This window comes from Phascolarctobacterium faecium, assembly GCF_003945365.1.
Lineage (GTDB): Bacteria > Bacillota > Negativicutes > Acidaminococcales > Acidaminococcaceae > Phascolarctobacterium > Phascolarctobacterium faecium.
The window spans coordinates 17,197-41,779 of the sequence record NZ_AP019004.1 but is presented as its reverse complement, the minus strand read 5'-3'; the positions used below and the strand labels follow the sequence as shown (position 1 = coordinate 41,779).

General features: G+C 44.4%; 21 protein-coding genes and 1 tRNA gene. 20 read left to right on the top strand and 2 right to left on the bottom strand.

The window, feature by feature from the left end:
- Positions 1-14 precede the first annotated feature (14 nt).
- The 6 genes from PFJ30894_RS00190 (at position 15) to PFJ30894_RS00165 (ending at position 4,137) form a co-directional block, all read left to right on the top strand.
- On the top strand, positions 15-710 hold the full coding sequence (locus PFJ30894_RS00190) for a uracil-DNA glycosylase (protein WP_231997916.1): 696 nt from the start codon (positions 15-17) through the stop codon (positions 708-710).
- 2 nt (positions 711-712) lie between these two features.
- Positions 713-1,504 carry a threonine/serine exporter family protein gene (locus PFJ30894_RS00185; protein ID WP_044491796.1) on the top strand — a complete coding sequence of 264 codons (792 nt, stop codon included), beginning with the start codon at positions 713-715 and terminating at the stop codon, positions 1,502-1,504.
- A complete protein-coding gene (locus PFJ30894_RS00180) occupies positions 1,495-1,968 on the top strand; it encodes a threonine/serine exporter family protein (protein WP_021718061.1) in 474 nt (157 codons plus the stop codon). The genes PFJ30894_RS00185 and PFJ30894_RS00180 overlap by 10 nt, the downstream gene beginning before the upstream one ends.
- A gap of 11 nt (positions 1,969-1,979) precedes the next feature.
- Entirely contained in the window at positions 1,980-2,396 is a 417-nt protein-coding gene (locus PFJ30894_RS00175; protein ID WP_125668716.1) for a YkvA family protein, read from the top strand.
- Between the two features lie 63 nt (positions 2,397-2,459).
- The gene (locus PFJ30894_RS00170; protein WP_173020267.1) at positions 2,460-2,981 is read left to right on the top strand and encodes a manganese efflux pump MntP; all 522 of its coding nucleotides are present in this window, start codon (positions 2,460-2,462) and stop codon (positions 2,979-2,981) included.
- A 28-nt stretch (positions 2,982-3,009) separates the two neighbouring features.
- A complete protein-coding gene (locus tag PFJ30894_RS00165; protein WP_125668715.1) occupies positions 3,010-4,137 on the top strand; it encodes a M20/M25/M40 family metallo-hydrolase in 1,128 nt (375 codons plus the stop codon).
- 55 nt (positions 4,138-4,192) lie between these two features.
- Here the strand turns inward: PFJ30894_RS00165 and ppx are convergent, their stop codons facing one another.
- On the bottom strand, positions 4,193-5,710 hold the full coding sequence (ppx, locus tag PFJ30894_RS00160; protein ID WP_125668714.1) for an exopolyphosphatase: 1,518 nt from the start codon (positions 5,708-5,710) through the stop codon (positions 4,193-4,195).
- Between the two features lie 196 nt (positions 5,711-5,906).
- Between ppx and PFJ30894_RS00155 the strand changes: the two genes are divergently transcribed.
- The 7 genes from PFJ30894_RS00155 to ade all read left to right on the top strand — a co-directional run bounded on the left by PFJ30894_RS00155 (position 5,907) and on the right by ade (position 16,554).
- Positions 5,907-7,454 (top strand): Ppx/GppA phosphatase family protein, encoded by a 1,548-nt coding sequence (locus PFJ30894_RS00155; RefSeq protein ID WP_125668713.1) that lies wholly within the window; start codon positions 5,907-5,909, stop codon positions 7,452-7,454.
- On the top strand, positions 7,455-9,566 hold the full coding sequence (locus PFJ30894_RS00150; protein WP_125668712.1) for an RNA degradosome polyphosphate kinase: 2,112 nt from the start codon (positions 7,455-7,457) through the stop codon (positions 9,564-9,566).
- An 84-nt stretch (positions 9,567-9,650) separates the two neighbouring features.
- On the top strand, positions 9,651-9,956 hold the full coding sequence (locus PFJ30894_RS00145) for a hypothetical protein (RefSeq protein WP_021718054.1): 306 nt from the start codon (positions 9,651-9,653) through the stop codon (positions 9,954-9,956).
- A gap of 60 nt (positions 9,957-10,016) precedes the next feature.
- A tRNA-Arg gene (locus tag PFJ30894_RS00140) sits at positions 10,017-10,093 on the top strand.
- Between the two features lie 690 nt (positions 10,094-10,783).
- The gene (gene adiC, locus PFJ30894_RS00135; protein ID WP_021718053.1) at positions 10,784-12,304 is read left to right on the top strand and encodes an arginine/agmatine antiporter; all 1,521 of its coding nucleotides are present in this window, start codon (positions 10,784-10,786) and stop codon (positions 12,302-12,304) included.
- A 24-nt stretch (positions 12,305-12,328) separates the two neighbouring features.
- The gene (locus tag PFJ30894_RS00130) at positions 12,329-14,614 is read left to right on the top strand and encodes an Orn/Lys/Arg family decarboxylase (RefSeq protein WP_021718052.1); all 2,286 of its coding nucleotides are present in this window, start codon (positions 12,329-12,331) and stop codon (positions 14,612-14,614) included.
- A 215-nt stretch (positions 14,615-14,829) separates the two neighbouring features.
- Positions 14,830-16,554 carry an adenine deaminase gene (ade, locus tag PFJ30894_RS00125; protein ID WP_125668711.1) on the top strand — a complete coding sequence of 575 codons (1,725 nt, stop codon included), beginning with the start codon at positions 14,830-14,832 and terminating at the stop codon, positions 16,552-16,554.
- Positions 16,555-16,597: 43 nt separating this feature from the next.
- Here ade and PFJ30894_RS00120 read toward each other — a convergent pair whose 3' ends face one another.
- Entirely contained in the window at positions 16,598-17,707 is a 1,110-nt protein-coding gene (locus PFJ30894_RS00120) for a mechanosensitive ion channel family protein (protein ID WP_167456989.1), read from the bottom strand.
- A gap of 148 nt (positions 17,708-17,855) precedes the next feature.
- Here PFJ30894_RS00120 and PFJ30894_RS00115 point away from each other — a divergent pair, with 148 nt between their 5' ends.
- The 7 genes from PFJ30894_RS00115 to PFJ30894_RS00085 are packed head-to-tail and all read left to right on the top strand — an operon-like array spanning position 17,856 to position 24,505.
- Entirely contained in the window at positions 17,856-18,368 is a 513-nt protein-coding gene (locus PFJ30894_RS00115; protein WP_021718049.1) for a DUF456 domain-containing protein, read from the top strand.
- A gap of 29 nt (positions 18,369-18,397) precedes the next feature.
- The gene (locus tag PFJ30894_RS00110; protein ID WP_021718048.1) at positions 18,398-18,766 is read left to right on the top strand and encodes a VOC family protein; all 369 of its coding nucleotides are present in this window, start codon (positions 18,398-18,400) and stop codon (positions 18,764-18,766) included.
- Positions 18,767-18,788: 22 nt separating this feature from the next.
- Positions 18,789-19,763: a 2-hydroxyacid dehydrogenase gene (locus PFJ30894_RS00105; protein WP_197714952.1), complete on the top strand. Its 975-nt coding sequence runs from the start codon at positions 18,789-18,791 to the stop codon at positions 19,761-19,763.
- 44 nt (positions 19,764-19,807) lie between these two features.
- The gene (locus PFJ30894_RS00100; protein WP_231997989.1) at positions 19,808-21,091 is read left to right on the top strand and encodes a CHAD domain-containing protein; all 1,284 of its coding nucleotides are present in this window, start codon (positions 19,808-19,810) and stop codon (positions 21,089-21,091) included.
- 13 nt (positions 21,092-21,104) lie between these two features.
- Positions 21,105-21,500, top strand: a complete 396-nt coding sequence (locus PFJ30894_RS00095) for a hypothetical protein (RefSeq protein WP_021718045.1) — start codon at positions 21,105-21,107, stop codon at positions 21,498-21,500.
- Positions 21,501-21,520: 20 nt separating this feature from the next.
- Positions 21,521-23,119 carry a carbon starvation CstA family protein gene (locus PFJ30894_RS00090; protein WP_113077400.1) on the top strand — a complete coding sequence of 533 codons (1,599 nt, stop codon included), beginning with the start codon at positions 21,521-21,523 and terminating at the stop codon, positions 23,117-23,119.
- A 15-nt stretch (positions 23,120-23,134) separates the two neighbouring features.
- Entirely contained in the window at positions 23,135-24,505 is a 1,371-nt protein-coding gene (locus PFJ30894_RS00085) for a TrpB-like pyridoxal phosphate-dependent enzyme (protein WP_125668710.1), read from the top strand.
- The last annotated feature ends 78 nt before the right edge of the window (positions 24,506-24,583 follow it).

The following is a 24,583-nucleotide window of genomic DNA, read 5'->3' as shown; positions in this document are numbered from 1 at the left end:
GTCGGAGGGATAATGTGAAAATTGAGAATTTCATGCAGGCATTAAAAGAATATCGAAGTCCTTTGGTTTTCAATCCTTGGCGTGATTACGACCCCAAATGTGATATAAGCAGTGATGCTCCTGTTATCCGTGCGGCTAATTTGACCAGATATTTGCAGCTGCGTCAAAAGGCGCATTATTTATTTATTGCGGAAGGTCTTGGTTATCAGGGCGGACATTTCTCGGGAATGGCGATGACTTCCGAACGGATTTTACTGGGCCTGCATCCTGATATAAAGCCTGAGGCAGTTTTAGGTGAGTGGGATTACCGCAGAACCAGTAACCCTGAAAGTGAACTGCTTAAAAGCACACAAAAACAAAGCGGTTTTAATGAGCCTACGGCGACAGTAATGTGGAATACTTTGGCAAGACATGAATTGTCAGCTTTTGATACCATTTTATGGAATATTTTTCCCTTTCATCCGCATAAAAAAGATGATCTGCTTACTAATCGAACTCCTACGAATGAGGAGCTGGATGCGGGTATAGAATATGCAAAAATGCTGTTGGCTTTAGTGCCAACTTTAAAAATAGTTGCTATTGGTCAAAAATCAGCAGGGACACTGCAGCGTTATGGAGTTGAATGCGTAGCTTGCGTTCCGCATCCATCCATGGGAGGCGCCAATCGTTTTAAGGCTGCAGTTGCACAGCTGTTTACTAACGGGGAATGATTATGGAACAAGCGCATGAAAATAAAATGACGCGTGACGAAACCTTAAAAGTAGCATTGATGGTAGGTAAAATTTTACTCAAAAGCGGTGCGGAAACGTATCGTGTAGAGGATACTATTAACCGCTTTTGTATTGCTAATGGCTATGAAGTTGATATTTTTGTAACCCCGACGGTAATAATTTTGGGTAACGAACAGGTTGACAGTTTTAACTGTGTCAGCCGAATTCGTTATCGTACCACCAATTTAGGCATGATCAGTGAAATGAATGATATGTCTTATAAATTTGAGCGCTGGCCAATGAGCTATCGTGGAACGATGGCCTGGCTGGAAGAAAAACTGAAAGCACAGGTGCCTTATGGCAAATGGAAGGTTTGTCTGGCTTCTGCTATAGCATCAGCTTCTTTTTCGGCGATGCTGGGCGGCAACAGCCATGATTTTATTGCTGCTTTTATAACTGGCGGTATTGCCATGCTGGTTTTGAAACAGATTGCAGGCTATCGCCCAAGTGCGTTTTGGGAGAATGCGCTGGCTGGTGTGGCAATTGGTGTCGTAGCGCTCATTTGCTGTGCTGTAAGCGTGCAATGCACGATGGAAAAAATCATTGTTGGTGCTTTGATGCCTTTTGTACCTGGTGTGGCTTTTACTAATGGTCTGCGTGATTATATGGCAGGAGATTTGCTTTCCGGCAATGCGAGGATAGCAGAGGCTCTGCTCTTTGCTGCATCTATTGCTATTGGTATCGCCTTCGCGCTGCGTGCCTGGGTATTGTGGGGGTGGGATTTATGGAAATAATCACTTCCTTTATTTTTGCATTTATTGCAACAATGGCTTTTGCGGTATTATTTCAGTCACCTAAAAAAATCTTGCTGACAGATGGTTTGATTGGAGCTGTTGGCTGGGTGGTTTTTATAAGTCTGCGTGATCAGATGGGTTACAGTTCGTTTTATGCCAACTTTTTCGGGACGCTTGCTTTGGCGCTTTTGAGTGAGCTTTCAGCACGGATTTTTAAACAGCCGGCAACTGTTTTTGTCATTCCCGGTATTATTCCGTTGGTTCCTGGGTTAGGTATCTATAAAGGGATGTTTGCCGTAATCAATAATGATTATAATGGCGGTATGTCGATTCTGCTGACGGCAATAACCGATTCGTGCGCTATAGCCGTTGGTGTGATGCTGGTTTCCAGTTTATTTCGTGTTCTGAAGATCAGGAAAGACAGAAGATTTTTAATCAAGTATCATGGTAAGGACGTTTGCTGAGGCGATAGAAGATGACAGATAAAAAGCAGGATGAGAAAAGCTTTGACAGTTCTAAAATCAATACACAGGAACTGCAGAAATATAAACAGGATTACAGCGAGCGCAGTTTTAAGGAAAAACTGCGGAAATATGCCAAAATAATTGGTGTAGGGGCAGTTTATAAAGTGCTGCAGCTGTGGTATGTTTTACAGAAACCTGATGTGCCGTTGAAACAGAAAGCACTTATTACGGGAGCTATCGGTTATTTGATTGCGCCCTTGGATTTTATTCCCGATTTGACGCCTGTTTTAGGTTATAGTGATGATTTTGTGGCTATTACTTATGCTTTATTGCAGGTTCAGGGATATGTGGATGCAGAAGTTAAAGAAAAATCTAAGCATTTTATTGAAGATATTTTTGGGACTGATGCTGTCAGTGAATTAGACTAAACTTGTTGTGGAGGGTTAGATTTGGGTTTACTAGAGTTATTGCTTTTAGCCGTAGGTCTGGCGATGGATGCTTTTGCAGTTTCTATCTGCGGTAGCTTGGCTTTAGCTCCGGCTTCGCGTTTTAGTGGAGCCTTGCGTTTTGGCATCTGGTTTGGATTTTTTCAGGCACTGATGCCTGTTGTTGGTTTTTTCTGCGCAATAAGGTTCAGATCTTATATTGAAACCTATGATCATTGGATAGCTTTCATTCTTTTGATCTATTTGGGAATCAACATGCTGCGTGAGGCCGATGCTGCTGACAGCTGTAATTTAAAGCAGCATTATAATATCAGGGAAATGCTGACATTGGCTGTAGCTACCAGCATCGATGCTTTAGCGGTTGGTGTGAGTTTTGCTTTTTTAGATGTGGATATCTGGACTGCGGCCGGGCTGATCGGTCTGGTAACTTTTATTTTTTCTATGGTAGGTGGTTTGGCTGGCTTCAGGTTAGGAGAGAGGATCGGCAGCAGAGCTACGTTAGTGGGCGGCTGTGTCCTTATCATTATTGGGACGAAGATTCTTTTGGAACATACCGGCTGGCTGTAATTTATAATTTTGAAAGGTAGTGTTGACAATGGCAGAAGCAAACAAAGAAAGAATTTTTGATGAATTTGTGGAATTGGTTTCTGTTCCCTGTCATACTCTGAAAGAAAGGCAGGTTTTTGAACTTCTGCAGCAGAAGCTGAAAGATCTGGGTTTTGTGACACAGGAAGATGATGCAGGTAAAGAATTAGGCGGCGAATGCGGCAATTTATGGGGATGGTTGCCGGGGAACAAAGTCGGAGCGAAACGTGTGCTGCTGACCGCGCATATGGATTGCGTGGAACCATGCGAAGGCATCAAGGTCGTTAAAAAAGATGGTAAGATCCTGTCAGATGGGACTACTATTTTAGGCAGTGATGATAAATCCGGTGTAGTGGCTATTCTGGAAGCAGTGCGGATGCTGCAGGAAACAAAGGCTGAACACGGTGATATCCAGGTTTTGTTCACGATTGCTGAAGAAGGCGGTGTTAACGGATCGCGCTGTATGGATAAGAGCCTGCTGCATGCCGATGTTGGCTATGCTCTGGACAGTGAGGGCCATCCGGGAGAAATCGTTACGGCTGCTCCGGGACAGGACAGGGTACATTTTAAAGTGCACGGTAAAACTGCCCACGGCGGACTTGCTCCTGAAAAAGGCATCAATGCGATTCTGGTTGCAGCTAAAGCTTTAGCCGGTGTTGAAAAATATGCCAGGATTGATGAAGAAACGACTTGTAATATCGGCGTTATCCATGGCGGGTTAGCTACTAATATTGTTCCTGATCTGGTAGAGATCCAAAGCGACGTTCGCAGCCGTAATCTGGATAAACTGGCTGCTCAGCGTGATTATCTGGTTAATACTGTCACTGCAGGTGTTGTTGCTAATGGCGGTAAGGTGGATGTGGAGATCATTCATAAGTATCAGCCTTTTGACCTTAGTCATGATTCTGACGTTGTGACGCTGGCACTGGAGTCCTGCAAGGCAAACGGTTTTATACCGGATGTTACGGTGACTGGCGGCGGCAGTGATGCAAACTTTATTAATGCTTATGGTGTGCCCTGTGTTATTTTAGGCACTGGTATGAGTGAAGTACATACGGTCGATGAATTTATACTGGAAGAAGATCTTTATAACAGTGTGCTGATGGTTTACGGAATTCTGCAGGCTGCGGCAAAATAAAAAATAAAAATACCTGTTATCTAAACGTTGATTATGTTTAAATAACAGGTATTTTTTATCCCAGCTGCACGCTGAGCTCGACACCGAAAACTTTGGCAAACCAACGGATATGCTGTTTGATCTGATGCATCTCGATGCTGGGTATACCTTCGGCATGTAATGTCAGTACAGCATGTTTTTTTTCGATACGTGGCTGGATGCCGCGTATCTGATTGGTTTGTGAATAATCAAGGCTTTCTGCCAGCGCCAGCAATAAAGCTAATTTATTGATAGCCTGCCAGTGATTTTCGTTTAACAATTCTTTGTAGTTTCGATCCCGAAAATAATTTTTGGAGATGCCGTTATGCCAGCCGGCGATAGCGGAAGTTATCAGCTGTTCACGATGTGAAAGCCCGAAAATCTGAGCGTTTTGGATCATATACGCACTGTGCCGGGCGTGGCTGTAGAAGTTGATGGTGATACCGATATCATGCAGCAGAGCCGCTGTTTTCAGCAGCTTTCGATAATCCTTGTCCAGCTTATGTAAATCTTTCCAGGCGTCAAACATAGTCAGTGCAAGCTCGGTGATATGTTTGCTGTGCGTAGTGTCAGGGGTATAGAGAGTTAAAATATTCTGCGTACTGCGATCCAGGATATCGGGCGCGATCAGGGGCAGATTTTCGGATTTGGAATAGTAATCGAAAAATAATCCTTCACGTAAACCGCAGCCGGAAATGATCATTTGTTTACAACCGGTTGTTTCCAGTAAACAATTAATGATACCGGCACCGGCTAAAATAATATCGGCACGTTCGCTGCTGAGACCGGCTATTTTACGGCGCTGTTCTAAAGTTGTGCTGCGCAGCTGGCTGAAAATATCATGGAAAGCCTGTGCTGAAAATTTGTAGTTATGGATTTTTGAAGACGGGTATTTACTGCGCTTCTGCTGCATTTTGCCAAGGGTACGCGCCGTACCGCCGACACCTATAAGCGGCAGCCTGTTTTGTTTGAGCCAGGGATGCTGTGAAAGACGGCTGAGCAGGAAAAAGCTCATATCGCTGTAAACATTAGGTGACATAGTACCGCGTGTATTGAACATATCGGTAGTGTTTACTGCGCCGAAGGGCAGAGAAACAGACTCAACGATCTGCCTGTTTTTAAAGAGGATCAATTCGGTACTGCCGCCGCCCAGGTCAAAGATAATACCATCTTTAACCGGCAGCGTATTGATAACGCCCAGATAACTGATGTAGGCCTCGGTATTACCTGTAATGATATGCAGGGTAATACCTGTTTCTGCTTCTACAAGACGCGTCAGTTCAGGGCCGTTTGGAGCTGAGCGGATAGCGGCTGTAGCCACGGCAATGGTTTTGTCGGCATTATAAAGCCGGCACATATAAGCGAAGCTTTTCATCGTTTCCAGGGTCGAAGCGAAAGCTTCTTCTGTTAAACGACCGGTTTTATCAAGCTTCTGACTGAGCCGCAATGCTTCTTTTTGATTATAAACCATGTTGTAAGCGCCATTTTTATAAATATGGCTGATTACAAGACGGGCTGAGTTAGAACCGATATCGATGATTGCGATACGCTGCATATTTTTCACTCCCAGTAAATAGAAAACGTTCCTCTATTAAAAAGATATATTTTATATATTACTCACAGATTAAAAAAATCCTGCGTAATTTAAGTGATTTTGTAAAATTTTACGTAAAGAATTGTAAAAAGTAACGTTTGTGCAAGGATTTAGAGGTCTGATGTCGAATTTAATATAAAATGGAGGAGGTTTGTTTGTGAAAAAGAAAAGCTATACAACCTTTGCCGCGATACATCTCGGATCAGAGATGATCAGCATGCAAATAGTTGAATACCGCAATATGAATAAGGTAAAAGTAATCGAACAATGCAACCACAGAGTCAAATTGGGCGAAGAAACTTTTAAAAATAAAATTATCCCTTTCAGTATGGTCAGCGAAATCTGTGAACTGCTGCAGGGCTACAAACGCCTGATGTCCGAATATGGTGTGGAAGAATGCAGTGTGCAGGCAACGACCGCTGTGCGTGAAGCGTTGAACCAGGTGTTTTTGCTGGATCAGATTTATATCAAAACTGGTTTGAAAGTAAAAGTTGTTGATATGCCACAGGAAATTTATACCAAGTATACGGCGATCCGGCAGACTTTGCGCAGTGAAGGCATTAACGGCAAAGATTATGGTATGCTGCTGATGGATATTTCTTCGGGTGGGTTGGGCATCACTTTTGTTGATGATGAAAAAATTAAATATCAGCAGAATTTTCATGTAGGCATCATCAGGATTAAAGAAAGTTTTAACCGTAATCAGCGCAATGGTATGCAGTTCAATCTGGCGCTGACAGAGTTTCTGGCCAGTACGATGGGGCCTGTGCGTGAAGCTCTGAAGGATGCCAATATCCGCTATTTGATCCTTTCCGGTACGGAAACCGAACTGCTTTTACAGATGTTGGGACTGGATACTCAGGCTAAGGTAACAAGGATTAAAGCCGAGGAGTTTATGGAACTTTTTAATAAGGTCCACAAACTAAATCTGCCGCAGATCATAAAGGTATTCAAGATAAAGGAAAGTGTGGCAGAATTAGTACTGCCGACGATTCTTTTATATGAACAGCTGCTGGCGTTAGTGCCGACAAAAGAGATAATTATTACCGCCGATCGTTTTATCGATGGCATTCAGCTGCTGCATATAGGCCCGAAGACAGATAAAGAGTATGCTGCCGAGCTTGAAAAAGAGCAATTAAGCCTGATCCATAATATCGGCGAACATTATAATTATGACGTTAAGCACGCCAAACAGGTAGAACGGCTGGCGCTGGCAATGTTTGATAAATTAAGTAAAAGCCATGGTATGGATGAGCACTGCCGCACTTTAGTGCAGGCTACGGCGCTGCTGCATGATATCGGTAAATATATTTCGATGCGCAGTCATTCGCTTTATACCTATAAGCTTATTATGTCAACGGACATTTTAGGGTTCAGTGATAATGATAAAAAAATCGTGGCGCTGGCAAGCTATTACCATGCCAATCAGCTCTTTGAAAACAAGGCCGGCAGCCCGGAAATGGAAAAAGAACTGACGCCGTTAGTAGCGAAAATAGCTGCCTTAGTGCGTCTAGCTGATGCGATGGACCGCAGTTATCAGCAGAAAATCAAATTTTGCAAAGTCAGCATTAAAGATGGGACGATGTTAATTGAAACTAAAAGCAAGGTCGATTTGACTTTGGAAGAATGGACTTTCGCGGGTAAAGCGACATTTTTTGAAGAAGTTTACGGCTTGAAAGCAATTTTAGAACGGGTGAGTGAATAGATGAAAAGCATAGATTTGAACAAACCTGAATATTTTTTTAACCGTGAATTGAGTTGGCTGAAATTTAACCTGCGCGTACTGAAGGAAGCTGCAGTCAAAACGACGCCGCTGCTGGAACGCTTGAAGTTTGTTGCGATTACCGCGTCTAATCTGGATGAATTTTTTATGGTGCGTGTGGCCGGACTGTGGGATAAGTGGGAAGATGGAATCAATCAGCGTGATGCTTCCGGACTTACAGTCAAGGAACAATTGGATGAAATCAGCGCTTCTGCGCATGAACAGGTCAAGCTCCAGTATAAATATATGCTGTCGATTCTTAAAGAGCTGGAAAGTAATGGTATCAGGATCTGCCGTGTAAGTAAGATCAGTGAAAAAGGACGCGGCTGGCTGGATGAATATTACCGTGAGGTTGTTTATCCGGTTTTGACGCCTATGGCTGTTGATGCTTCCAGACCGTTTCCGTTTTTGGCGAATAAGACACTGAATTTGGCGGTAGAGATCATTAATCAGGATGAAGAGCAAAGCATGGGTTTGGTACAGGTCCCTTCAGTATTGCCGCGGCTCGTTGAGGTAGAGGGTGAAGGCAAGCGGACCTTTGTATTTTTGGAAGATATTATCATTGAAAATTGCCATGATCTTTTTAACGGCTGCCAAATTTTGGATGTAGTGCCGTTTAGACTTACGCGTGACTCTGATCTTGACGTTGATGAAGACGATATAGATAATTTGCTGAAGGAAGTAGAGAAATCTCTGCGTAAACGAAAACGCGGCGCAGCAGTGCGTTTGGAATTAAATAAAACAGCTAATCTGCGTATCAAAAAATTCCTCAGTGACAATCTTGATTTATCAGAACAGGAAATTTTTGAAATTAACGGACCGCTTGATGCGACCTGTTTCTTTAAATTTGCCAGTCTGTCTGGTATGTGGCCGTGGCTCTATGAGCCTTTTGTGCCGCAGCGTCCTTTAGAATTGCCGGATGACAGCGATTTATTTAGCGCTATCAGGAAAAAAGATATTTTACTGCACCATCCCTATGAAAGCTTTGATCCTGTTGTAAAGCTGGTTAGTGATGCCGCCTCAGACCCCAAGGTTCTGGCGATTAAGCAGACTTTATACCGTGTCAGCGGTAATTCACCTATCGTAGCCGCACTGGCGCGTGCTGCTGAGAATGGAAAGCAGGTCACGGTATTAGTAGAGCTTAAGGCACGGTTTGATGAAGAAAATAATATTATCTGGGCCAGACGTCTGGAACAAGCCGGATGCCATGTTATTTACGGACTTGTAGGGCTGAAAACTCATGCTAAGATCATTCTGATCGTACGTAAGGAAGCCGATGGCATTAAACGTTATGTTCATCTTGGCACTGGCAATTATAACGACAATACAGCCAAGCTGTATACAGATATGGGACTTTTAACCGCTAACGATCAGTTCGGCAGCGACGCCTCGGCATTTTTTAATCTGCTGTCAGGTTATTCGCAGCCGCCATTATGGAATAAACTGGTAATGGCGCCTTTAGGGCTGCGCGATAAAATTTATGAGCTTATTGATAATGAAATAGCGCAGGTCAAAGCTGGCAACAAGGGACACATCATTGTAAAAATGAATTCTTTGATCGATCAGCAGGTCATTCAAAAATTATATGAAGCTTCGATCGGAGGCGTACAGGTAGAATTGATTGTACGCGGTATTTGCGGATTGCGGGCCGGAGTGGAAGGGATCAGCGAAAACATCACTGTTCGCAGTATTGTAGGCAGGCAACTGGAGCATAGCCGCATCTTCTGGTTTGCTAACGGCGGGGAACAGCAGCTGTATCTGTCCAGTGCCGATTGGATGCCTAGAAATCTCAATGATCGTGTGGAACTGTTTTTCCCGGTCGAGAGCGAAGAGCATATTAAGCGTATCAAAGAGATTCTTGACTTGTATCTGCGGGATAATGTCGGTGCGCATATGATGCAGTCTAACGGGACCTACAGACGTGTCACCAATAAAGCAACGCCTGTAAGCGCTCAGAGCTCCTTATATGAGGAAGCGCTTTTGGCGGCCGCTGCTGATAAAATTCCGATGGAAGTAAGACTGCGGCCAATGTACAGCAAAGACAGTAAAGAGTAATTTAATCGCGTAAGTAATACTGCTTATTGTAGAATTTGCTGCGAGTTGCTATAATGTATGCAGAAGTTTTGAGGAGGAAAAAGAATGAGCAAATTTGCTGTAACCTTGAACTATCATGGCAATTATGGCTATGTTGAATATGATAGCGAAAATAAAAAAGCAGAAATTGTTTTAGGCGTTGCTGAAGCAAAAGCCAAAGTAGAAAAATTTTTAAATGAAAAGCTGACTTTGGATGTGCAGGAAGGAGATACGGTCCGGCAGTTTGTTACTAAAACACTGGATCCGTTGGAAAACCTTGATAATTTTAAAATTTGCCTGACAAGACTTTGGTTCAATACAGACGTCTTGGTGGAATGGAGTATGCCTCCGGGAATGACAGAAAATTTGTGATTGAACGCTTTCTCTATTTGTGTTATAGTAAAAGGGTTCTGAAAACAATAGAGCATTTACGTCTTGGTAGCTCAGTAGGATAGAGCGATCGCCTCCTAAGCGATAGGTCGGGGGTTCGATTCCCTTCCAGGACACCAGTAAACACACGCGTTTGCCGATTCGGCAGGCGCGTTTTTTTGTTGGCAAAACTATTATTGGAAAAATGTGGATATGCATTTTAGTACTAAGGATATGAAACTCATGAAATTTTATTTTAGTTCAGATTAATATGGAATAATTGACTTGCAAAGCAGTAGAGAAAAAATAACTGAATAATAATCAAAACAAAAAAGCCCTGCCTTATAAGGCAGGGCTTTTTTGTTTTTTAGCTGTGAGAATATGCAACAATTGGTTTATTTACAATATAAAAAGCTGCCAGGGGTTGCTTGAGGCTTAAGCTACTGCTGTATTAGCGCACAGTTTATTTTTGTGTGGAAAATACTTTAGTAAATTAAGCAAAGTAAAAAAATAACTCAGATCAGTAAGACGTAAAAATGATTTGGAGATTATTTCTCCGTAGAAAATTATATGTTGGCGGCAAGCCCATGCAGGCGGGATTGTTACGATAGAAGTTCTGGCGTTTTACTCTAACTTTTTTAAAAAAACATATTAAAAAGTAAATGAAAATTTCTTGCTTGGATATTTTGTTTGTAACGGGTGTAAGATTTATCCGAAGCAAGAAACCGCATAAAGAAAAATGCTGCAAAGCTGGCTTTATGTATGATTTGCCGAAAGCCAAGATTCCCATCCGCTGCTGACGGCAAATAATCGAAAGGAGAGGTTTTATTATGAATCAAGACGACAACAGTAATAAAATAGGTGTCGTTGCTGCAACATTGATGGTTGCCGGTAATATGATGGGTTCCGGCGTATTTATGTTGCCTGCGAATTTGGCGGCAATAGGAGGCGTTGCAGTATTCGGCTGGATAGTTACCTGTATAGGTGCTATTGCTCTGGCACTTACATTTGCAAAGTTATCTTCTATTGATCCTGCTGCCGGCGGTCCTTACGCTTATACGCGTCAAGCCTTCGGCGATTATATGGGGTATCAGACAAACCTCATTTACTGGCTGGCAAATGTTATCGGTAACGTTGGTCTGGCAGTTGTAGGTATCGGTTATCTGATCAGTTTTTTCCCGGCTTTAAAAAATCCATTTGCTTTTGCTCTGGCGCAGATCTGCGTTATCTGGCTGTTTGCTTACGCTAATATGATCGGCCCTAAACTGGTCGGGCGTATTCAATCAGTAACCACTACTCTGGCATTGATTCCTATTATCGGTACCGCAATCTTAGGCTGGTTCTGGTTTGACGGCAAAACCTACATGGATGCATGGAACGTAACAGGTAAAAGCACTGTCAGTGCTATTGGTATGACATTGAACTTTACTTTGTGGGCTTTTATTGGCGTCGAGAGTGCTTCTGTATCTGCCGGCGTTGTTAAAAATCCTAAAAAGAATGTTCCAATTGCAACTATTGGTGGTGTAATTTTAGCCGCTGTCTGCTATGTTTTAAGTTCTTCTGTTATTATGGGCATGATTCCGAACCATGCACTTGCAAATTCATCGGCACCTTTTGCTGATGCCGCAAGACTGGCCTTCGGTGAAATCGCTGGTAACGGCGTAGCTATCTGTGCGGCTTTAGGCTGCCTGGGTTCGCTGGCAGGCTGGACGCTGCTGGTTGGACAAAGTGCTAAAGCTGCTGCTGATGACGGTTTGTTCGGTAATGTTTTTGCCCGTACCAACTCTAAAGGCGTGCCTTCTGCAGGCTTGGCTATTGTTGCTGGTATCATGACAATACAGGTTTTGGCAACCATGTCGCCGTCTGCCAGTCAGCAATTTGGTAAGATCGCATCAATAGCCGTTATCCTGACTTTACTGCCTTATATTTATTCCAGTATTTCTATCAAGGTTTTAGGTTATGGAAAGTTATCACCGAAAGATTACAATAAATCATGTATCATCGGTTTGATAGCAGCTGTCTACAGTATGGCTGCACTTGTAACATCCAATGGTAACCAGACACGGTGGTCACTGATCTTCGTTATCGCTACGATCGTATTCTTCTCCGGCGCTGTTACCAGAAAACATGAGCTGGAAGAGCTGCACGAAACTCCTGGCGGATTCTCGCCGAGATGGGTTCGTTACACTTCCCTGGCTATTACGATCCTTACCTTGGTCGGTACGTTCTGGTACTCTGTCGGTATCGATAAAAATATGGAACTCAAACATCGTACTAACATAACGACTACTACACAAGCTCCGGATAAGGTAGGTTCTACTACTACTCAATCTGTTAGCATAGATAACTAAAAAATTAATTAAGGAGTGAAAAAAATGATTATTTCCAAAACAAAAGGCAAAAGAATTTTGTTGGTACATGACCTTTGCGATCATAATACCCTGGATGAAAGTGCTCTCGATAAACTGAGTAATGTTTTAGGAGAACATGAAATTGAAGTGCTCACCGCTACAACAGCATTCGATGCCGAAATGATGATTGTCGCTGACCCGATGATCCAAGCAATACTTCTGGACTGGGATCTGGCAGAAGACAATACACATCAGGCTGCTAAAGATGTTTTAAACAAACTGCGCAGCCGTGCCGAAAACGTACCTGTATTTTTATTTGCAGATCGTGCCGACGTTGCTGATATTCCTCTGGAAGTATTGAAAGAAACCAGTGACTTCATCTGGTTGTATGAAGATACTGCTAACTTTATTGCCGGCCGTATCGAAGCAGCGATTGATACTTATTTGAAAAATCTGCTGCCGCCGATGTTTAAGGCTTTGGCTAAATTCTCTCAGGTGCATGAATATTCCTGGCATACTCCGGGTCATACCGGCGGTACTGCTTTTATGAAAGCACCTGCAGGACGTGCTTATTTTGATTTCTTTGGCGAAAATCTGTTCCGCAGCGATTTATCGATCTCTGTCGGCGAACTTGGTTCTTTGCTTGATCATTCCGGACCGATCGGTGCCAGTGAAAAATATGCCGCTAAAGTATTCGGCGCTCATCGTACCTATCATGTTACCAACGGTTCTTCTACCTCTAACAGAGTAATCTTTATGGCTTGCGTAACTCATAATCAGGTTGCATTGTGTGACCGTAACTGCCATAAATCCATAGAACAGGCGATGACCATGAGCGGCGCTATCCCTAACTATATGATGCCGCTGCGTAACTTCTACGGTATTATCGGTCCTATCCCGCCGCAAGCTTTGCAGGCTGAAGCAATCAAGAAAACTATTTCTGAAAACTCCTTGATTACTAAAGATATAGATTCTACTCCTGTACATGCAATCGTTACCAACTCCACCTATGATGGTTTGTGTTACAATGCCCGTCGTGTTGAAGAATTACTTGGACAAAGCGTTGACCGCATGCATTTTGACGAAGCATGGTATGGCTATGCCCGCTTCAATCCTATTTATAAAGACCGCTTTGCCATGTACGGCAATCCTGCCGACCACAAACCAACTGATATGACGGTTTTTGCAACTCAATCCACCCATAAATTACTGGCTGCTCTTTCTCAGGCTTCCTTCATTCATATCCGTGAAGGTAAAAAGAATGTCGATCACAGCCGTTTTAATGAATCCTTTATGATGCAGGCATCTACCTCCCCGAACTATCCGATTATTGCTTCTAACGATATCACAGCAGCAATGATGGATGGTAAAGGCGGTAAAGCGCTGACTGACGAATCGATCCATGAAGCAGTAGCCTTCCGTCAATTGATGGCAAAACTGAATGCAGACTTTGCCGATCAGGGCGAATGGTTCTTTAACTGCTGGCAGCCTGATTTTGTTAAAGACGCTGAAGGCAAGAAAATTGCTTTTCGTCTGGCCAATCCCGAATACCTGGCTACCGAACCGGAATGCTGGGTCCTGCATCCCAATGAAGCATGGCACGGCTTCGGTGATATCGAAGACGGATACTGCATGTTAGACCCGATCAAAGTATCTATCACCACTCCGGGCATCGGTCCTGACGGGTTGGGTAAAATGGGCGTACCTGCTTCCATTTTGTCCGCTTATCTTACTGCCAATGGCATCATTCCTGAGAAGACAACTGACTTTACTGTTCTGATGCTGTTCTCTATCGGTATTACTAAAGGTAAATGGGGCACTTTGATCGATACCTTGATCAAATTTAAAGAAGACTATGACAACAACACTGCTTTGGAAGAAGTATTGCCTGATGTTGTTAAAGCAGCTCCGCAGCGTTATGCAGGTATGGGCCTGCGCGACTTGTGCGAGGAAATGTTTGCAGCAATGAAAGAGCTCAAAACGACAGAATTTATGTCCGAAGGTTTCGCTGTATTGCCGCATCCTGATATGAGCCCGGCAGCAGCTTATGAACAACTGGTGCTTGATAATGTTGAAAAAGTAGATCTTGACGGTGTTGCTGAGCGTACCTTAGCTACAGGTATTGTTCCTTATCCGCCTGGAATTCCGCTGATCATGCCTGGTGAAAATGCCGGTCCTGCCGACGGCCCTGCACTTGGTTATCTGAAAGCCTTAGAAGGCTTTGACAGACAATTCCCTGCTTTTGAACATGATTCCCATGGCGTAGAAGTAGAAAATGGTAAATATTACGTTACCGTTTTGAAAAAATAACGGTCAGCTACCGTTCATATAGATACCCTTTCCCCTTGATAACAGGCGTCACCAGTTTCGGTGGCGCCTGTTATTTTTATACCTTTTTAAAGGTGGGAATGTAAAATACAAAACCAGGTCTGAGAGTGAAGAAATAAATAAAATAAAGCTTGCGTTTTTACTGTGTATGGCTGACAATAAAAGCAGAGAACTTTTGGTAAAGGTTGTGAATTGTGATGAAGAATATAGATTTGACAGAGGTTTTGGCTGCTGCCAGAGGCGAAGTCCCAGCTGACATAGTGTTAAAAGGCGGTTGTATTTTCAATAGTTTTACAGGTGAATGGGAAATTGGCGATGTAGCTATAGTTGGAGAAACTATTGCCGGTATCGGCAGCTACAGCGGTAAAAAAGAAATTGATGTTACTGGTAAATATGTGACTCCCGGTTTTATGGACTCTCATCTGCATATTGAAAGTACAATGGTTGCTCCGCGTGAGCTGGCAAAAATTTTACTTTTGAATGGAGTAACGACGATTTTTGCCGATCCTCATGAAATTGCTAATGTCCTTGGAACAGCAGGGATTGAATTGATGCTTACAGAAACAGAGGCAATACCTTTAGACGTTTTCTTTATGTTGCCTTCTTGTGTGCCTGCTACTGAAATGGAGACCAGCGGGACCGTGCTTACGGCTGCAAAGCTGGAGCCGCTTGTCAGTCATCCAAGAGTGCTGGGATTGGGTGAGATGATGAATTATCCGGGGACGATCAATGCTGCGGCAGCAGTGCTTGATAAACTTGCGTTGGCTGGCTGCAGCCTGTGCGACGGGCATGCTCCAGGTGTAAGCGGTAAAGCTCTCAATACTTATCTGGCCGCAGGGATCAGTTCTGACCACGAAGCAACAACGGCGGATGAAGCAATGGAGAAACTGCGCCGAGGTGCTTATCTGATGCTGAGAGAGGCTTCTGGGGCCCATAATTTGTTAGCCTTACTGCCGGCAGTAACGCCGCTTAATTGCCGCCGCTGCTGTCTGGCAACAGATGACAGGCATTTAGATGAGCTTGTGAGTGAAGGCAGCATCAATTATTTGATTGAGATTGGTACAGCGCATGGTTATCCTGTTGAACAGTTATTACAGATGGCGACCTTGAATACAGCAGAAAGGTTTCGACTGTATGACAGAGGTGCATTAGCACCCGGTTATAAGGCGGATATCTGTGTTTTTAATAATCTGGTAAATTTTCAGCCACAGCTGGTCCTAAAAAACGGTGTCGTTATTGTAAATAAACAAAAACTGCTCTGGCAGTCACCGCCGCTGCTAAAAGATCCTGAGAATACCATGCACTTGGAAGATGTGCGTGAACAGCAGCTGCGCTTGCCGGTAATGAATGGCAGAAAGGCCCGTGTTATCCGCATTGTTCCAGAGCAGATTTTGACTGAAACAGAATATGTGCAGCCTAAAGCAGAAGCTGGTTTCGTTGTGAGTGATACTGAGCGTGATATTCTAAAACTGGCAGTTTGGGAAAGACATGGTAGTAATGGGAATACAGGTGTAGGCCTGGTACGGGGCTTTGGTTTGCAGCGCGGTGCTTTGGCTTCGACTGTAGCGCATGATTCGCATAATCTGATTGTGGTCGTGGTCGGGGTTGACGATCAGGACATGCTGACGGCTGCAGTTGCTTTGCAGGAAGCCGGCGGTGGCCTGGCAGTGGTGGCAGATGGAGAAGTAAAAGCTATGCTGCCTCTGCCTCTTGCCGGTCTGATGAGTGATCAGAATACTGAATTTGTGCAGCATAAGCTGCAGCAGCTGAACTTTTGGACTGCTGAACTGGGAGTGCCGGAAAATGTGAATGCTTTTAATTGCCTTTCATTTCTGGCGTTACCGGTTATTCCCAGTTTGAGGCTCAGCGATAAAGGCTTGGTCGATGTTGGTAAATTCGCAATTGTTGATCTATGGGAATAAAATATAAAAAAACGCTCCTTAAAAAAGGAGCGTTTTTTATGTTTCAGGCTTGTACTTCAGTTTTAGGGGCATCTGTTGGTGGAGCTGCTTGCTTTTGGACCAGCGGTGTTTCAAAATAAACGCTGGTACTTGGGAATGCACAGCCAAGATTTTCTTCTTCTAACATTTTCATAATATCGATGTTGATTTGCTGGCGGACATCCATAAAACTGGCGTAAGCGCTGGCCTTAGTATAGCAGATTATTCTGATGTCCAGGCTGCTGCCACCGAAATCCTGAAAATTGACGGTGATGCCGTCGTCATAAACACCATCATGATGCATGAGATATTCGCGCAGGCGGCCGACAAATTTTTCCATTTGCTGATAGGTCGTGTCGTAGGTCAATCCCAACACAAAATCAAGCCGTCTTTTTTCACGTTTACTGAAATTGGTGATGGCCGTGTTGGAGAGCAGGGAGTTGGGGATATAGACAAGTTCCTGTGGAAAAGTACGCAGACAAGTGCTGCGGAAAGTGATTTTTTCTACAGTGCCTTCGATGCCGTTAGCCGAGATCCAGTCGCCGATCACAAAAGGTTTGTCAATGATGATGACCAGACTGCCGAATACGTTGGCCAGAGAATCTTTAGCGGCTAGGGCGACAGCCAGTGAGCCAATACTCAAACTGGCGATAAACCCGGTAATATCGTAATTCCATTCTTTGGCGATCATGACAAAACCCAAAATGATAAGCAGGATGCGTAAGGTTGTGGAAACCACATTGGATAGCGCCAGATCAAATTCAACGCCTGCTTTAAGGAGTACCTTCATTGCGATACCATGCGTAGTGTCGCTGAGGTTGTAAAGGCCCCAGATGAAACAGATGATGAAAAAGCTGCGCAGAAGCTGATCGATAGAAGGATGGTCAGCTATAAAGGTCAAAGGCGAGCAATTAAGCGCTGCATAAATAGCAAAAATAAATAGGAAAAAATGCACTGGCTTTTCAAAAGCGTTCAGCAGGTCTTCTCCGTATTCAAAGGATGTTTTGCTGTTAAAACGATGCAGTACACGCAGTAATACGGCTCTGTAAAAATAACGTAAAAATGTAAAAAAAACAAACGCCAGAAAAGGTCTGAGCCAGGGCTGCAGAAGAATAAAAAGAGCGTCCAGATCCATTGTAGTTACTCCTCTAAAAGATATTTGTAGATATTGTAACATTTGCGTAAACAAAAAACAATAATTCACATAAGAGTCATACAATTATCTAACTATTTATCATAAATATGTTATAATATATTTTAATCTTCGTTAAGGAGGACTTTGTGTGGAATTTTTAGTAGAGTGGGCATTCGGAGCTTTGATCGTGGTTGTAGGTCCGTTGCTGACGCTGCTCGACCTGCCGGGCAATACAATTATGTTAGCTGCAGGCATAGGTTATGCTTTTTTTGATGAAGCCAGATACTTTGATGGACGTCTTTTATCGGCGCTGGTGCTGGTTTATGCTTTTGGTGAGATCTGGGAATTTATCGTATCGTTTTTTGGAATTCGGCGGCATAAAGTATCGTGGGGTGCGGTATTTCTGATTGCTGTCGGTACTTTTATAGGCGCTGTCATCGGTACAGGCTTTTTCCCGGTGCTGGGCTCTGTTTTGGGCGGCGCAGTTGGTTCGTATATCGTTGCCTTCGGTTACGAGTTTATGCGTACCAGGAATAAGGAGAATGCGTTCGCGCTGGCCTGGAAGGCAGCACAGACACAGTTTGTTGCCATGCTTGGCAAAATCGTCGCATCGTTTGCGATGGCGCTGTTGCTTTTTAAGCAGATTTTTTTGAATAATTGAAACAGTACAATATTAAAGGAGGGTAAAAAATGGTATTTAAATTTTTACACAACAATTTTAATGTGCTTGACTTGGAAAAAAGCCTGAAATTTTATGAGGACGCTTTGGGATTAAAAGAGGTCCGCCGTAAAGTAGCAGGTGACGGCAGTTTTATTTTGGTTTATTTAGGCGACGGACAGACTCCGCATCAGTTGGAATTGACCTGGCTGCGTGACCGTAAGGAACCGTATAATTTGGGCGAGAATGAGTTCCATCTTGCATTTGAAGCTGAAGACTATTCTGCTGCCCATAAAAAACATCAGGAAATGGGCTGTATCGTGTATGAAAATCCAGCGATGGGTATTTATTTTATTGCTGATCCTGATAATTATTGGCTGGAAATTATTCCCAAACATTAATTTTTAAAGAGAGGTGACAGTAATGACCGATCTGAAAAAAATGACTGTGGCTGCCAGCGGTAAACTGCGGCAGGTGGCCTATGATATATTGAATGAACAGACTAGACTGCTGTCATGGCAGCAGGGCGGCAAAGTGCCGCAGGAACAATTTGACAGCTGGCTTGCAGAAGCTGAAGGACTTTATTCTATTGGCAATATTAAGGTTGATGAAGCTTTCCTGGACAAAGCGCCGAAGCTGAAGGTAATTGCTCAGGCATCGGTTGGATATGATAATATTGATATCGCTGCCTGCAGCGCACACGGAATTGCAGTAGGTAATACGCCGGGCGTACTGGTGGATGCTGTTGCCGATCTTGCGTACGGGCTGATTTTAGATAGTGCGAGAAGTATTGCCCGTGGCTGGCGGCACGTTGAAAGCGGCAAATGGGGCGAACGGAAGGGCCTTGGCTTCGGCGTTGATCTGGCTGGAAAAACTCTGGGAATTGTCGGGTTGGGTGACATTGGCAGTGCCGTAGTGCCCAGGGCCCAGGCCAGTAAAATGAAGGTTATTTATCATAACAGGCACCGGCGTGCTGATGAAGCAGCGCTGGGCATCAGTTATGCTGGATTTGACGATTTGCTGCAAACGGCGGATTTTGTTTTGGTAACAGTTAATTTAACACCGGCAACGGCTGGAATGTTCAATGAAGAAGCTTTTGCTAAAATGAAACCAACGGCGCGTTTTATCAATATTTCCCGCGGCAGAGTCGTCGAGACGCAGGCACTTTATGAAGCTCTGCGAAGCGGGCAGATCGCTTATGCGGCGATTGATGTGGTTGAACCGGAACCATTGCCCGGTGATCATCCGCTGCTGACACTCTCCAATATTACGGTAACCCCGCACATTGCCGCATCAACGGTGGAAACACGTGATGCCATGGCGAAGCTGGCAGCTGCGAATATTTTGGCAGGTTTGGCAGGGGACCCCTTACCGGCGCAGGTGCAAATAAAAGACTGACAAGTAAAACAGACCAGAAGAAAGGAGGGGGAGCAGTGAAGAAAATGTTATGCCTGCAAGATGTATCAGGTGTGAGCGAAGTCGATTTGGCTGAACGCCTGCGTATCATTACCGGCTGGAAAGCCTGCAGAACTGAAGAATGTGAACGGCGGTTTGAGATCGACGGGGAAGAGGCAGTATTGAGATGCCGCGAAACGGAGTTGCAGCCGCCGGTAAAAAACAGTGAATTAAGGCTTATTGCGAAAGAAGGCATCGTAATCATGGCGGCCAAGCTGCTTCCTCTTCGCGAGATGACTGTTGTTTATACCAGTAAAGAGCTAACGAAGCTGAGTACGGTTGTCGAAAAACTTTGCTGCCGGATGTCGCTGATTATAGCCGAACCGGATCTGAAGCAGCGTTTGGCCCAGGAGAACGGAACCTATGATTTTAGGAAGCTGCCTGCCTATAAAAATGGCAGTCTGCAGGCGATGGCCGTTTGCCATCTTCCTTGGCAGATTTATGTGGTCAGTAAAGCCTGGCAGCAATTTCTGCAGCAGCCGGAAGAAAAGGTTTTTGTCAGACAGCTGCGGGTAAAATTGCGCCGGCTGCGTTCGACTTTGAGTTTTTTTAAACCGGTGCTGCAAAAAAACAGTACAGTTGCCTGGCAAAATACCCTGCGGCAGCAGGGTGAAATACTGTCACGGCTGCGTGAGCTGGATGTGGCTTTAATGACCTGTGAAAAAATAAAGTTGCAGGCAGCCGCTTCAGGCGGTAAGCTGACAGTACCAACTCAGGTGGAAGAGCTCCTGCAGAAGCTGCGTGTGGAGGAAACTGCAGCATGTCTGCAGAAGGCGGACCTTAGCATCATGACCAAAACGCTGGCGCAGTTTAGTATTTGGTTGCATGAGAGGCCACTGGCTTCAAATCTAGCTGATAAAAAAATCAGGAAATTTATCAGCAGACGTTTGAATGAGTGGAGTGAAAAACTGGAAACTATTGATAGAAAATATCCGGATTTTCATAATATGCTGGAACTGCACCAGATCAGGATTAAGATCAAACGTTTTCGTTATGCGCTGCAGACTTTGCCGGAAGTACCGCGCGACAGTAATCTGCTGCGGCGGTTGAAAAGACTGCAGGATATGCTGGGCTTTTTACATGATGATTTTATCAACGCTAAGTTAGTGCAGTGTTTTCTCGAGGATGCTGGTAATGTGCAGCTGCGCTATGAGGCAGGGCTGTTTGCCGGATGGGAACGCGCTAAAGCAGAGGCGGCGGTAGAAATGCTGCCCCAGTTGTGGGAAGATTTCTGCGGCGCGTTGAACGCCTGGCGTAAAGCAAACTTGTAGACAGGAGCGCTGTATGAAAGAGTGGGAAGATTTTTTAAAAGGTTATGGCTTTGTGCCCTGGTCAGCTGGCGGGATGCAGGGATGGTATCGTCAGACTGCATTTGTCAAGGATTGTCTGGCAGGTGAAATTGCCCGCTATTATGCGGATGATTATATAGTGATCCGTCATGAAGGCGATAGATCAGTAAATTGGCTGCGGGAACATTGGCAGAGCAGGGAAGACGTTATGACGCACAGGTTTCTGCTGTTGGACTGCCATGAGACCAGATTGACAAAAAAAGTTTTTTGGCTTGGTATACGCGGCTGGTTGGAAATATTGCAGTATAAGGAGGGGGATGCGGAAAAGCGTTTTGATGATTTGATCTATTTAGCGCAGCAACGGCGCTGCGGCAGAATAATTCTGCAATAAGTTCGTGAAGGGGATATTTTATGTTACTGACCATTTTTGTAATTACGATTCTTTGTTTTGCTGTCGCTTACAAATTTTATGGCGGCTTTCAAAGCCGTTTTTACGATTTAGACCCAAATCGTAAAACTCCGGCTACTGAATTACAGGACGATATTGATTATTGCCCTGCTCATCCGGCGGTTTTGATGGGGCATCATTTTGCCTCGATTGCTGGTGCCGGACCTGTTGTAGGTCCCATTGCGGCAGCGGCAGCACTTGGCTGGCTGCCAACATTACTTTGGATTATTATCGGTTGTATTTTTTTTGGTGGTGTACACGACATGGGTGCTTTGGTTGCGTCTATTCGTCATAAAGGTATGTCGATCGGCGAAGTTGTCCGTCAATGGATCGGTGCCCGCGGCCACAAGTTATTTCTTGCTTTTACCTGGCTCAGTTTAACGCTGGTAATTGCTGTATTTTTGGAATTAGCAGCACAGACCTTTGCTGCTGACCCCGCTGTCGCTTTCACAGCGACCCTGTATATTTTTCTGGCGATGGTTTTTGGTGTCGCTATTTATCACTATGGTATATCTTTAAAAGTCAGTACGATTATTATGCTGCCGATTTTATTCGGTTCGCTGATATTTGGTATAGAAAGCTCCTGGGTGCAGTCAACCTTTGCTCTGAGCCTTGATACCTGGCGTATGGCTTTGATCGTGTATATCTTTGCCGCTTCAGTATTGCCTGTTTGGCTGCTTCTGCAGCCTCGCGATTATCTGGCCTCGTATATGTTATATTTTTCCGTGTTTATCGGCGGTGTGGGCATGATTTTTGGCGGTGCCAGCTATGAAGTAAAATTACCTGCATTTAAGGGGTTTGTTACTGCTTCCGGAGACTGGCTCTGGCCGCTGCTGTTTATTACAGTAGCCTGCGGTGCTATTTCAGGATTCCATTCTCTGGTTGCTTCCGGCACTACGTCCAAACAGCTGAAGCGCGAAACTGATGCTGTTCCTGTTGGTTATGGTGCTATGCTGCTGGAAGGTGTTGTTGGCGTTATTGCGTTGGGTACGATTATGATGAGCGGCGAAATGCTGCAAGGCGGTCCGACTGTTGTGTATGGCAACGGCTTAGGCCAGTTTGCTTCGCTGCTGGGTATTTCTCCGCGCGTTGGTACTGCACTTGGCTTACTGGCTCTCAACTCCTTTATTCTTACCTCGCTTGATACGGCTACCCGTTTGGCGCGTTATCAGCTGCAGGAATTTACAGGCATGAGCTTGAACAAATATCTTGCTACAGCTATCAGTGTTGGTGTGGCCTTAGCTCTTATTTTTGTTAAGACCGGTAAAGTTGCTGCATGGCAGATGATCTGGCCTGTTTTCGGCGCTACTAACCAGCTGGTTGCTGCGATTGCGCTTTTGGCAATGGGTGTTTGGGTAATTCGTTCTCTGAAAAAAAGCGCCGGATTCATTATGTACCCGATGGCTTTTATGCTGGTAACTACTATTGTGGCTTTGGTACAGATGATTGCCGCTAATTTGAATAACTATATCGTATCAGGAATTTCTACTGTTTTGCTGATACTGACTGTTTTACTGCTCAAAGAAGCATATGCGGCGCTGAAGGCCGCTAAAGCAGAATAGAAAGGACGGTGACTTATGACAAAAATACCATATAAAATCAATTTATCTGAAGATGAGCTGCCGAAATATTGGCAGAATATTCGCCCTTATATGCAGGAGGCTCCGGACCCGTTTATCAATCCGGTGACCTTTAAGCCTTGTACTGCTGATGATCTGCGCCCTGTTTTCTGTGACGAGCTGATTGAGCAGGAGCTGGATAATACCAATAAATTTATTGAAATTCCGGAAGAAATCCGTGATTTTTATAAAATGTATCGTCCATCACCATTGACCAGAGCCTATAATTTGGAAAAAGCGTTGGGTACGCCGGCAGAAATTTACTACAAATTCGAAGGCACTAATACTTCCGGTTCGCATAAACTCAATTCTGCTGTTGCTCAGGTTTATTATGCGAAGCAGCAAGGGCTGACTCACCTGACTACGGAAACAGGTGCCGGACAATGGGGGACTGCTCTTTCGATGGCCTGCGGTTATTTTGGCATTGATCTTTCCGTATATATGGTTAAGGTTTCAGCCGAGCAAAAACCTTATCGTAAGGCCGTTATGGAAACTTATGGTGCCAGAGTTATTCCTTCACCTTCGGATACTACTGAAGTAGGACGCAGGATTTTGGCAGAAAACCCCGGTACAGGCGGATCCTTGGGCTGTGCTATCTCAGAAGCAATGGAAGTATCGATGAAAACAGATAACTGCCGCTATGTATTAGGCAGTGTACTTAATCATGTAGTGCTGCACCAAAGTATCATCGGCCTGGAAACTAAGATCGGACTTGATAAATACGGTGTTCAACCGGATATAGTCATCGGCTGTGCCGGTGGCGGTTCGAACCTTGGCGGGTTGATTACGCCGTTTATGGCAGATAAGCTTGAAGGAAAAAATAATATTCATTTTATTGCCGTTGAACCGGCTTCCTGCCCTTCCTTGACCCGCGGCAGATATGCTTTTGATTTCGGTGATACCGGACAAACTACACCGCTGATGCGGATGTATACTTTAGGCAGTGGATTTATGCCTTCACCTAACCATTCCGGTGGACTCCGTTATCATGGTATGTCGCCGATCGTCTCTAAACTTTATCATGATGGGATGATGGAAGCGCGCAGCGTGGAACAGACAAAAGTGTTTGAAGCAGCTACGATGTTCTGCCGCTGTGAAGGTACATTGCCTGCTCCTGAAAGTTCACATGCTATTCGTGTAGCGATGGACGAAGCAATTAAATGTCGTGAGACCGGCGAGAAAAAAGTTATTGTTTTTGGTTTGACCGGTACTGGCTATTTTGATTTAGCCGCTTATCAGGCTTATAATCAGGGAACTATGGTAGATTATGTTCCTACTGATGAAGATTTGGAAAAAGGCTTTGCTACGCTGCCAAAAGTAGAATATTAAAATTAAACTCCTGCGGCCTATTGCGGCAGGAGTTTTTTGTGAAAAAAGTAAAGCCCCTGCTTATTTAAGCAGGGGCTT

What these genes read in the sequence shown, in the direction of transcription:
- PFJ30894_RS00185 (WP_044491796.1), top strand. Translation starts at nt 713, where the DNA reads ATGGAACAAGCGCATGAAAATAAAATGACGCGTGACGAAACCTTAAAA.
- PFJ30894_RS00180 (WP_021718061.1), top strand. Translation starts at nt 1,495, where the DNA reads ATGGAAATAATCACTTCCTTTATTTTTGCATTTATTGCAACAATGGCT.
- PFJ30894_RS00175 (WP_125668716.1), top strand. Translation starts at nt 1,980, where the DNA reads ATGACAGATAAAAAGCAGGATGAGAAAAGCTTTGACAGTTCTAAAATC.
- PFJ30894_RS00170 (WP_173020267.1), top strand. Translation starts at nt 2,460, where the DNA reads ATGGATGCTTTTGCAGTTTCTATCTGCGGTAGCTTGGCTTTAGCTCCG.
- PFJ30894_RS00165 (WP_125668715.1), top strand. Translation starts at nt 3,010, where the DNA reads ATGGCAGAAGCAAACAAAGAAAGAATTTTTGATGAATTTGTGGAATTG.
- ppx (WP_125668714.1), bottom strand. Translation starts at nt 5,710, where the DNA reads ATGCAGCGTATCGCAATCATCGATATCGGTTCTAACTCAGCCCGTCTT.
- PFJ30894_RS00150 (WP_125668712.1), top strand. Translation starts at nt 7,455, where the DNA reads ATGAAAAGCATAGATTTGAACAAACCTGAATATTTTTTTAACCGTGAA.
- PFJ30894_RS00145 (WP_021718054.1), top strand. Translation starts at nt 9,651, where the DNA reads ATGAGCAAATTTGCTGTAACCTTGAACTATCATGGCAATTATGGCTAT.
- adiC (WP_021718053.1), top strand. Translation starts at nt 10,784, where the DNA reads ATGAATCAAGACGACAACAGTAATAAAATAGGTGTCGTTGCTGCAACA.
- PFJ30894_RS00130 (WP_021718052.1), top strand. Translation starts at nt 12,329, where the DNA reads ATGATTATTTCCAAAACAAAAGGCAAAAGAATTTTGTTGGTACATGAC.
- ade (WP_125668711.1), top strand. Translation starts at nt 14,830, where the DNA reads ATGAAGAATATAGATTTGACAGAGGTTTTGGCTGCTGCCAGAGGCGAA.
- PFJ30894_RS00120 (WP_167456989.1), bottom strand. Translation starts at nt 17,707, where the DNA reads ATGGATCTGGACGCTCTTTTTATTCTTCTGCAGCCCTGGCTCAGACCT.
- PFJ30894_RS00110 (WP_021718048.1), top strand. Translation starts at nt 18,398, where the DNA reads ATGGTATTTAAATTTTTACACAACAATTTTAATGTGCTTGACTTGGAA.
- PFJ30894_RS00105 (WP_197714952.1), top strand. Translation starts at nt 18,789, where the DNA reads ATGACCGATCTGAAAAAAATGACTGTGGCTGCCAGCGGTAAACTGCGG.
- PFJ30894_RS00100 (WP_231997989.1), top strand. Translation starts at nt 19,808, where the DNA reads ATGTTATGCCTGCAAGATGTATCAGGTGTGAGCGAAGTCGATTTGGCT.
- PFJ30894_RS00095 (WP_021718045.1), top strand. Translation starts at nt 21,105, where the DNA reads ATGAAAGAGTGGGAAGATTTTTTAAAAGGTTATGGCTTTGTGCCCTGG.
- PFJ30894_RS00090 (WP_113077400.1), top strand. Translation starts at nt 21,521, where the DNA reads ATGTTACTGACCATTTTTGTAATTACGATTCTTTGTTTTGCTGTCGCT.
- PFJ30894_RS00085 (WP_125668710.1), top strand. Translation starts at nt 23,135, where the DNA reads ATGACAAAAATACCATATAAAATCAATTTATCTGAAGATGAGCTGCCG.